The 9,567-nt window shown below is 44.1% G+C and carries 7 protein-coding genes and 1 pseudogene; 5 read left to right on the top strand and 3 right to left on the bottom strand.

Annotation, left to right across the window (positions count from 1 at the left end):
* Positions 1-33: 33 nt before the first annotated feature.
* The 3 genes and pseudogenes from BCT34_RS05825 to BCT34_RS05815 all read right to left on the bottom strand — a co-directional run.
* Positions 34-516 (bottom strand): annotated as a pseudogene (locus tag BCT34_RS05825) (IS110 family transposase); the annotation flags it as partial.
* Between the two features lie 216 nt (positions 517-732).
* The gene (gene pflB / locus BCT34_RS05820) at positions 733-3,030 is read right to left on the bottom strand and encodes a formate C-acetyltransferase (RefSeq protein WP_076651005.1); all 2,298 of its coding nucleotides are present in this window, start codon (positions 3,028-3,030) and stop codon (positions 733-735) included.
* Positions 3,031-3,305: 275 nt separating this feature from the next.
* A complete protein-coding gene (locus BCT34_RS05815) occupies positions 3,306-3,650 on the bottom strand; it encodes an SMR family transporter (protein ID WP_076651006.1) in 345 nt (114 codons plus the stop codon).
* Positions 3,651-3,971: 321 nt separating this feature from the next.
* Here BCT34_RS05815 and BCT34_RS05810 point away from each other — a divergent pair, with 321 nt between their 5' ends.
* From BCT34_RS05810 to BCT34_RS05790, 5 genes are all read left to right on the top strand, one after another.
* Positions 3,972-5,120: an S-(hydroxymethyl)glutathione dehydrogenase/class III alcohol dehydrogenase gene (locus BCT34_RS05810; protein ID WP_076651007.1), complete on the top strand. Its 1,149-nt coding sequence runs from the start codon at positions 3,972-3,974 to the stop codon at positions 5,118-5,120.
* A gap of 156 nt (positions 5,121-5,276) precedes the next feature.
* Positions 5,277-6,116 (top strand): S-formylglutathione hydrolase, encoded by an 840-nt coding sequence (gene fghA / locus BCT34_RS05805; RefSeq protein ID WP_076651008.1) that lies wholly within the window; start codon positions 5,277-5,279, stop codon positions 6,114-6,116.
* 214 nt (positions 6,117-6,330) lie between these two features.
* Entirely contained in the window at positions 6,331-6,732 is a 402-nt protein-coding gene (locus BCT34_RS05800) for a hypothetical protein (RefSeq protein WP_076651009.1), read from the top strand.
* Between the two features lie 240 nt (positions 6,733-6,972).
* Complete coding sequence (locus BCT34_RS05795) at positions 6,973-7,710, top strand: NUDIX domain-containing protein (RefSeq protein WP_076651010.1); 738 nt, start codon at positions 6,973-6,975, stop codon at positions 7,708-7,710.
* A 102-nt stretch (positions 7,711-7,812) separates the two neighbouring features.
* Positions 7,813-9,306: a deoxyribodipyrimidine photo-lyase gene (locus BCT34_RS05790; RefSeq protein WP_076651011.1), complete on the top strand. Its 1,494-nt coding sequence runs from the start codon at positions 7,813-7,815 to the stop codon at positions 9,304-9,306.
* The last annotated feature ends 261 nt before the right edge of the window (positions 9,307-9,567 follow it).

The raw sequence follows: 9,567 nt of genomic DNA, 5'->3' as shown, positions 1-9,567 counted from the left end.
TTGTCATCTTGATTTATCATATGCAAATCTTGGTTATGCTTTTACTTCGAATGCTTTGTGAGAGTTCATCACTGACCATGCAATACGAGCTAATTTATTAGCTAGTGCTACAACAGCGACATTGAATGGTTTGCGGCACTTCAAATCAATGAGCCACGAACCAAAGTAGCGCTCTGCAGATGCATCCCTCCACATTACTGCTCTAGCTGCATGAACAAATAATTCTCTTAGCTCTTTGTTTCCGCGCTTCGATATACCCAACAATCGAGGTTTTCCTCCCGTTGTATATTGAAACGGCACTAACCCTATCCATGCTGCAAAGTTTCGCCCATTAGCAAAGTCTTTTGGGTCTCCGACAGAAGACAAGCAACACGAAGCTGTCATAGGCCCTATGCCTGGTATCGTTTGAAGCAAAGTATATAGCTCGTTTTCTTTATTGAGTTCGACTAGTTTTTGGTCTTGAACAGCAATCTTTTCATTTAGTTGGTTGTAGTAGTCTAGTTGATCACGAAGCTCTATATGTTCATCGACATTGCTAATTTTAGCGTAGGTGTGGGGCGTACCATCTAATTAGCGAGTTAGAGCAAAAGACAAACTACAGCAAAAGACAAACTACGATAAAGAGCATCGAAAAGTTTTGAACTTTGCTTTCCATCTTCAACGCACAAAAAAGCGCGAGAGACGTTTGTCATTCTCGCGCTTTTTTAGAACCGTATAACTTGAAGTTTACGGTTAGATCTTAGCAGTAAACGTACGGCTAATTACATCTTGTTGCTGCTCACGTGTTAGTGAGTTGAATCGTACAGCGTAACCCGAAACTCGGATAGTCAGTTGCGGATATTTTTCTGGATGTTCAACGGCATCCAACAGCATGTCACGGTTAAGCACGTTAACGTTAAGATGTTGCCCACCCTCAACACGAATCGATCCTGCACTCTCCTCATGGTGGAAGTAACCGTCCATAAGTGCTGCTAGGTTCACTTTTTGGCTTAGGTCATCTTTACCTAATGCGTTTGGTACGATTGAGAAGGTGTAAGAAATACCATCTTTAGCGTACTCAAACGGCAGTTTTGCAACTGAAGAAAGTGAAGCCACCGCACCTTTCTCATCACGACCATGCATTGGGTTTGCACCCGGGCCAAATGGCATGCCAGCACGACGACCATCGGGTGTATTACCTGTTTTCTTACCGTATACAACGTTAGAAGTAATAGTAAGAATAGACTGAGTTGGCACTGCCTCACGGTAGGTATTCATTTTCTGAATTTTCTTCATAAAACGTTCAACCAAGTCACAAGCAATATCATCAACACGTGAATCGTTGTTACCGAATTTTGGATATTCGCCTTCAATCTCAAAGTCTACAGCGATGCCATTTTCGTTACGCACCGGGGTTACCTTCGCGTATTTGATAGCCGCTAGTGAATCAGCAACAACCGATAGTCCTGCGATACCACAAGCCATTGTACGATGAACATCGCGATCCATTAATGCCATTAACGACGCTTCATAGCTGTAACGGTCATGAGAGTAATGAATCACGTTCAGTGCAGTGACATATTGTGTTGCAAGCCAGTCCATCATTTCATCAAAACGAGGCATTAAGCTCTCAAAATCAAGAACCTCATCGTCGATACGAGCAACTTGAGGAGCAACCTGCATGTTAGATTTTTCATCAACACCACCGTTAATGGTGTAAAGCAGCGCCTTAGCAAGGTTTGCACGAGCACCAAAGAACTGCATATGTTGACCAACTACCTGCGGGCTCACGCAACATGCAATCGCGTAATCATCGTTATCAAAATCCGCACGCATCAAATCATCGTTCTCATACTGAAGTGATGAGGTTTCGATAGACACTTTAGCCGCGTATTGTTTAAACGCTTGAGGCAATTGCTCAGACCATAGAACTGTCATGTTCGGCTCTGGCGCAGGGCCCATTGTGTGCAATGTGTGCAAGTAACGGAAAGTCGTTTTGCTAACGAGAGTACGACCATCAACACCCATACCCGCCATTGCTTCTGTTGCCCAAATAGGGTCACCAGAGAACAATGAATCGTATTCTGGAGTGCGCAGGAAGCGAACCATACGAAGCTTCATGATGAAGTGGTCAATCAACTCTTGCGCTTGTTTTTCATCAATCAGACCAAGCTTAAGGTCACGTTCAATGTAAACATCCAAGAATGTTGATGTACGACCTAACGACATCGCAGCACCGTTTTGTGACTTAACCGCAGCTAAGTAACCAAAATAGGTAAATTGAATCGCTTCTTGTGCAGTACGCGCAGGAGAAGACATATCAATACCGTACTTCAACCCCATTTCACGCATTTCATCAAGGGCATGAATTTGGTCAGAAAGCTCTTCTCGTAAACGCAGTGTCTTATCTAAGTCGCCACCCGTTTCAAGCATCTTTTGAGTCGATTTGAACTGCTCATTTTTATCTGATTTCAGGAAGTCGATACCGTACAAAGCAAGACGACGGTAGTCGCCAATGATACGTCCACGGCCATAAGCATCTGGCAGACCAGTAATAATACCTGAGCGGCGACATGCTTTAATTTCATCAGTATAAAGATCAAACGCTACTTGGTTATGCGTTTTACGGTACTCAGTGAAGATCTTTTCGATTTGTGGTTCAAGCTCACGACCGTACACTTCGCACGATGTTTTCACCATGCGAATACCACCGTTGGCAATGATGCCGCGTTTTAGTGGTTTGTCGGTTTGTAGACCAACAATTTTTTCGAGGTCTTTAGCAATGTAACCGGCATCGTGTGAAGTGATCGTAGAAACGATATCAGTATCAAAATCGACAGGGGCATGAGTACGGCTTTCTTCTTTGATACCCTCTAGCACAGATTCCCATAGCTGCGTCGTCGACTCCGACACGTCTGCGAGAAAAGACTCATCGCCTTCATAAGGGGTGTAGTTTCGTTGAATAAAATCACGTGCATTTACGGATGTTTGCCATTCGCCAGCTTGAAATCCAGCCCAAGCTTCCATCATATCGGTTGTCGGAATAGTCATAAAGACCTCCTAATTTATTGATAAATAGACAGTATCGATGATTACAAATAATCATTGGTTTCTGATGGCTATACTAGACCGACCAATCTATGAGTAAAGTGACGTGTTTTCATTAAATACATGCACAAAATGCATTTATTAGAATTAGTTTCATATATTCATAGTCTTATGAGCAATTAGCACAAGTTCAAGTGTACTATTCAGTTTTGTTTTTCGGAATTGAAAGCAGAGTTGGCGCAACTCTCTATAGAAAGTGGAAAAATGGAAAGTAAAACTCAATGACGAACCGACGTTGAAAACAAGTTAATAATCACAACGCCCGCCAAAATCAAAGCGATGCCGATGATCGCAAAAATATCGAGTTTCTGGCCGTAGACCAGCCAAGACAACGCAGCAACCAACACGATTCCTGCCCCACACCAAATCGCGTACGCCACGCCCAAAGACATGGTTTGCACTGTTAGAGACAACAAGTAGAACGCACAACCGTAGCCTATCAACACTGCGACAGTCGCGGGTAGAGAAGTAAACTGCTGTGTTTTAGGCAGTAAAGAAGTCGCGACAACTTCAAGCACAATAGCGAGTGATAACATCACTGGAGGTGGGAGAGACAAAAGCATTTTTGAGTCCACAACATTAAATACGGCGCTCAGAATATTGTAGTTTTATTTCCAATTCATGCGATTTTCAGTAAGCAATTATTATGACGTACCTTAAAAATCCTTAAGTGCGATTGTAGGTTAACACGAAGAACTTAAATATCTAATTATTACAAATACGTAATAATCATTTTCTATTTAAGGGGATTATCAAAAGTAGTCCTCACACCTATACTAGCTTCAACAAAACGAGAGAGCGGAAACAATTAAGCTCGACTACGCTTAACGAGTTAACTTAATTGCAAAGTTATCCGCTGTACTGACATATAAAGGAAGCATCCAATGACTATCGAAATCAAACCTGGTCAAACTCATATTCAATCCAAAGCAATGGTTGCTTGGAAAGCGGGCGAGCCTCTAAAACGTGAAACGGTTGACGTTGAACTACCAAAAGCAGGTGAAGTTCTTGTTCGTATCGTAGCTACTGGTGTTTGTCACACTGACGCATTCACTCTTTCAGGTGACGATCCAGAAGGCATCTTCCCTTCTATTCTGGGTCACGAAGGTGGCGGTATCGTTGAAATGATTGGTGAAGGCGTAACAAGCGTTGAAGTTGGCGACCACGTTATCCCTCTTTACACCGCAGAATGTGGCGAATGTAAGTTCTGTAAGTCTGGTAAAACTAACCTGTGCCAAGCGGTTCGTGAAACACAAGGTAAAGGCCTAATGCCAGACGGTACAAGCCGCTTCTCTATCAATGGTGAGACAATCTTCCACTACATGGGTTGCTCTACTTTCTCTGAGTACACAGTACTTCCAGAAATCTCACTAGCGAAAGTAAGCAAAGAAGCGCCTCTTGAAGAAGTTTGTCTTCTAGGTTGTGGTGTAACTACAGGTATGGGCGCGGTACTGAACACAGCTAAAGTTGAAAAAGGCGACAACGTTGCTGTATTCGGCCTAGGCGGTATCGGTCTATCTGCAATCATTGGTGCTCGCATGGCTGGTGCTAACCGCATCATCGGTGTTGATATCAACGAGAGTAAATTCGAGCTAGCAAAACAGCTTGGTGCGACTGACTGCATCAACCCTATGAAATTCGACAAACCAATTCAAGACGTTATCGTTGATATGACAGACGGCGGTGTTGAATACTCGTTCGAGTGTATTGGTAACGTAAACGTGATGCGTCAAGCACTTGAATGTTGTCACAAAGGTTGGGGCGAATCGGTAATCATCGGTGTTGCTGGTGCGGGTCAAGAGATCTCGACTCGTCCGTTCCAACTAGTAACAGGTCGTGTATGGCGTGGTTCTGCTTTCGGTGGTGTTAAAGGCCGCTCTGAGCTTCCAGAAATCGTAAACCGTTACATGGCTGGTGAGTTCGGTCTTCAAGAGTTCATCACTCACACAATGAGCCTTGATGAAGTAAACGACGCATTCGACCTAATGCACAAAGGTGAATCTATCCGCACTGTTTTACACATGGATAGATAATCCCCGTTGGTCTCGATGCCTAGGTGTCGAGACCACAGTTCTGACTTAAATATCAGAGCGAAACTGTCTTCACCACCTCCAGCCCGGTGGGTGGTGAAACTTTAAGTGATATCGACAAATTTATTCCCAAACCATCAACCTAACGGAGCACAATAGATGACAATCGAAAACATTAGCCAAGCAAAGGTTGCTGGTGGTTGGCACAAACAATACACCCACTTTTCTGCAACGCTTGACTGCAACATGCGTTTTGCGATTTTCTTGCCACCTAACGCAAGCAAAGAAAACCCAGTTCCTGTTTTGTATTGGTTATCAGGCTTAACCTGTACCGATGAAAACTTCATGCAAAAAGCCGGCACATTCAAAGCCGCTGCTGAACAAGGCATCGCTATTGTTGCACCTGATACCAGCCCACGAGGCGAAGGCGTTGCCGACAACGAAAGCTACGATTTAGGCCAAGGTGCAGGCTTCTATGTAAATGCAACTCAAGCACCATGGGACAGCCATTACCACATGTACGATTATGTAGTAACAGAGCTCCCAGCGCTGATTGAATCGTTCTTCCCTGTGACATCAGTAAAATCGATTTCTGGTCACAGCATGGGCGGACATGGTGCACTAACGATTGGCATCAAGAACGAAGACAATTACCGCTCTATATCTGCATTCAGCCCGATAACAAACCCAATGCAATGCCCTTGGGGACAGAAAGCATTCAACCAATATCTAGGCTTAGATATTGAAGAGTGGAAACAGTACGATGCCTCTGAGCTTCTAAAAACCAAAGGCACTAAGCTGCCAATGTTGGTTGACCAAGGCGAAGCGGACAACTTCCTAATTGAACAACTGAAACCTGAACAGTTAGTTGAAGCCGCTAAAGTAAATAATGCCGATTTAGAGCTACGTATGCAGCCTGGTTACGACCACAGCTACTACTTCATCTCTAGCTTTATTGATGAGCACATTGAGTTCCATGCAGCTTACCTAAACAAGTAGTCACACCTATTTAGCCCGCACCTTGCAAAAGCGTGAGGTGTGGGCTTTTTTGTGCCTGTTCATTACTCGCACAGATCAATGTAAACCAAGGGTTATGAACAATGTGTCAATTCATTCAAACTTCCTAACAGACAGGTGATATTCATACTCTTACAATCAGCAAATCAAACCTGTTACCATAGCACCTTCAACATCACCTATTTTGAAGGTTGCTATGAAAGCAATTAAGACTCTTTTCTTCCTGATGGTTTTATTGAGTGGTCTATTTACCGCTTGGCTGTTTATCCCGATTCCAGCGACCATGGACAAGCAAACGCTCGATGCTCCATTAACGGAACCATTCAAGCTTGTGGCTTACCGCAGCAACCCGAACGATGCGAGCAAGCCGCTGACCTACCACTACTATGTAATTTCAGATGTGGTTGGGGTAGATGACATGGACCCGTTTCTGATTACCACGGACCAGTTTGTGAAGCTTGGCGAATTCGACGAGAACACATTCAACTTAACGGTTAACGGAAAAATTGAGAGCTACACCAACGATTTGTGGATCAAAAAAGCCGACGGCAAACTACAGCACTGGTACGTGAGCATCGATGCGAACTATATTCGCTAAGATCGAACTGCAATAAACCTAATTTTAAAACTGCGCTTTGGCCTCCAAGCGCAGTTTTTGTTTTTAGCCTCCTGCTTCAAACTCTCTCTACCCACTCTACGTTCACTCACGATATTCCTCTCCAAGGTGATACAAACAATCTAAATGTCGCGCTCCGTGTAGGTGTTATAAGCTATTGAGATACGATAGGCTCAACCCATGCTCGACTCCCAATAAATCAAAAACAATAAAGGATCACCCGTGGAATTTACGCTCGACAAATTTAACGGCATCATCATCGACCCAGCGACAGCACCTCAAGACGCTGACGTATTTCATGCCGAACTTAGTGAAATCACCGAATTTTCAAAGCAAAACAACAAAGGTATTATTTGGATTAGCTTACCTATTTCACTCTCGCACCTCATTCCAGTAGCGACCGAGCTTGGCTTTATGTTTCACAACTGTTTGGAAGACGAAATTACGCTGATCCATAAATCCGAAATTGTCGAGTTTGTACCTTTCATCCCTACCCACACCTTAGGTGCTGGCGCGTTGATCACCAACGAACACAATCAAGTGCTGATGATCAAAGAGCATGGCATGACAGGCTACAAATTACCTGGCGGCCATATTGAGTTGGGTGAAGGCATTGAAGAGTCGGTGGTTCGAGAAACTCTGGAAGAGACAGGCATAGAGGCAACATTCGTGTCTGTGGTTGGCATGGCGACGAGGCACCCATATCAATTCGGCAAATCTAATCTCTATTTTGTTTGTCACCTTATTGCTCAATCCCAAGAGATTTCGATTCAAGACACGGATGAAATTGCAGAAGCTAAATGGATTGATGTTGAAGAGTACATAAACAGCCCCGACAGTTACCCGTTTAACTGCCAATTGGTCGGTTCTTTAATAGGGAAACAAGGATTAGAGCTTACTCAGCTAGAAGGTAATTCGGGCCCGAACCACAAGCCAGAAATCTTCTTTTCACAAAACTAGAACGCTCATAGCTAGCCCTTTCGTCATTAATAAATAAAATTCACTTCCAGTGAGACATTTAGCCCTCTGATTCGTAATGCTTCAAAACGAAAGAGGGCTCAGATGCAAACAATCAACGTAGTGTGGCTAAAGCGCGATTTAAGACTCACCGACCACGCACCCTTACAACACGCTTTATCAGATCAACACCCCACGATGTTGATCTACATTTTCGAACCTATGCTGCTAAACAATGCCCACTATTCTGAGCGACATTGGCGGTTTGTTTGGCAGTCACTACAATGCATGAATCAGTCGCTGAAAGAGCATGGACATGAGGTTTCAATACTTCATGGCAATGCGATCGACTGCTTCGAAGCGATCCAAACGCGTTACCACATCAAAAACGTCTTCTCTCATCAAGAGATAGGATTAAATTGCACTTTTGAGCGTGACATACAACTCACGGCTTGGCTCAAAGAGCACAACATCCCATGGCAAGAGTTCGCACAAGGCGCTGTCGTGAGAGGGTCGAAAGACCGAATCGGTTGGGACAAGCACTGGAACAGTGTGATGCGTGATCCCATAGAAGAAAGTCAGTTAACTACAGAATCACTGCATACCCTTGATGCTGAAGAGCTTAAGTTAGCGATGGAACCTCCAGAAGCATGGTTGACCAAAGTCAACGGCATACAAACGGGTGGAAGCGCACTGGCATGGGCAACATTACATGACTTTTTTGAGCGCCGTGGTCGCGATTACTATCGCAGCATCTCAAGCCCAGAAGCTTCACGATATGCCTGTTCACGTCTATCCCCATATTTGGCTTGGGGCAATATATCCCTGCGCGAAGTTTATCAACATCTATTGGGACACTGGCAAGTTTCTGGCTTTCGTCGCAGCTTGATCGCGCTCTCTTCAAGGCTTCATTGGCACTGTCATTTCATGCAGAAGTTTGAATCGGAATGCGAGATGGAATTTCGCTGCATCAATCACGCCTACGAAGCACTATTACATAATGAAACGGTAAAAGAACCAGCCGGTTTAGAGGCATGGAAGATGGGACTAACGGGCGTGCCATTGGTCGATGCCTGTATGCGCTGCCTGCATCATACGGGTTATATTAATTTCCGTATGCGCTCAATGCTGGTGAGCTTTCTCACTCACCATATGAACATGGACTGGCGTGATGGTGTCACTCATTTAGCGCAGCTGTTTCTCGATTTTGAACCCGGAATTCATTACCCACAGTTTCAAATGCAAGCCGGGGGAACGGGCATCAACACCATCCGAATTTACAACCCAACAAAGCAAGCCCAAGAACACGATTCTGATGGGGACTTCATCCGTAAATGGGTTCCAGAGCTCTCAGGTATACCCACTCCACTTCTGTTTGAGCCTTGGAAGATGACCCCTATGGAAGTAATGATGCACGAGCTTGAACCAGATTCCCCTTACCTTAATCCAGTCGTTGATCTCGAAGCTAGCGCTAAAGAAGCACGAGTGCGTTTATGGTCATGGAGAAAGCTGACGGAAGTGAAACGAGAACGAAATCGTATTTTGTCACGTCACGTTAGGCCACCGAAGAAACAAAGCAAAACAACACGGGTTAGCTAATACAACGCGTTCCCTCTTTAAATTACTTATAAAAAGAGTGGTAATTCATTGGGTTAAATAAATTTAATTGTGATCGTCGTCATATAATGAGTAATAGAGTCGTGGTCACAAACTAGAGAGGCAAAATCGCAACCTTAGGAAAACATCAAACTGCCCTAAGTATCATTAAAACTAATAAATACAGAAAGTTAGCGATTGCTAAATGATGATTTTCATCTTCCTCTAAACGTTGCGACCAAAGCCAAAACTTCGCACTATGCA

Origin of the sequence: Vibrio sp. 10N.261.45.E2 (genome assembly GCF_002875705.1) — a bacterium.
Classification (GTDB): domain Bacteria; phylum Pseudomonadota; class Gammaproteobacteria; order Enterobacterales; family Vibrionaceae; genus Vibrio.
This window is presented reverse-complemented; position numbering and strand designations above follow the sequence as displayed.

Excerpts from the sequence above, each read along its gene's own strand:
- BCT34_RS05790 (WP_076651011.1), top strand. The coding sequence starts at position 7,813 with ATGCAAACAATCAACGTAGTGTGGCTAAAGCGCGATTTAAGACTCACC.
- BCT34_RS05810 (WP_076651007.1), top strand. The coding sequence starts at position 3,972 with ATGACTATCGAAATCAAACCTGGTCAAACTCATATTCAATCCAAAGCA.
- BCT34_RS05815 (WP_076651006.1), bottom strand. The coding sequence starts at position 3,650 with ATGCTTTTGTCTCTCCCACCTCCAGTGATGTTATCACTCGCTATTGTG.
- BCT34_RS05800 (WP_076651009.1), top strand. The coding sequence starts at position 6,331 with ATGAAAGCAATTAAGACTCTTTTCTTCCTGATGGTTTTATTGAGTGGT.
- pflB (WP_076651005.1), bottom strand. The coding sequence starts at position 3,030 with ATGACTATTCCGACAACCGATATGATGGAAGCTTGGGCTGGATTTCAA.
- fghA (WP_076651008.1), top strand. The coding sequence starts at position 5,277 with ATGACAATCGAAAACATTAGCCAAGCAAAGGTTGCTGGTGGTTGGCAC.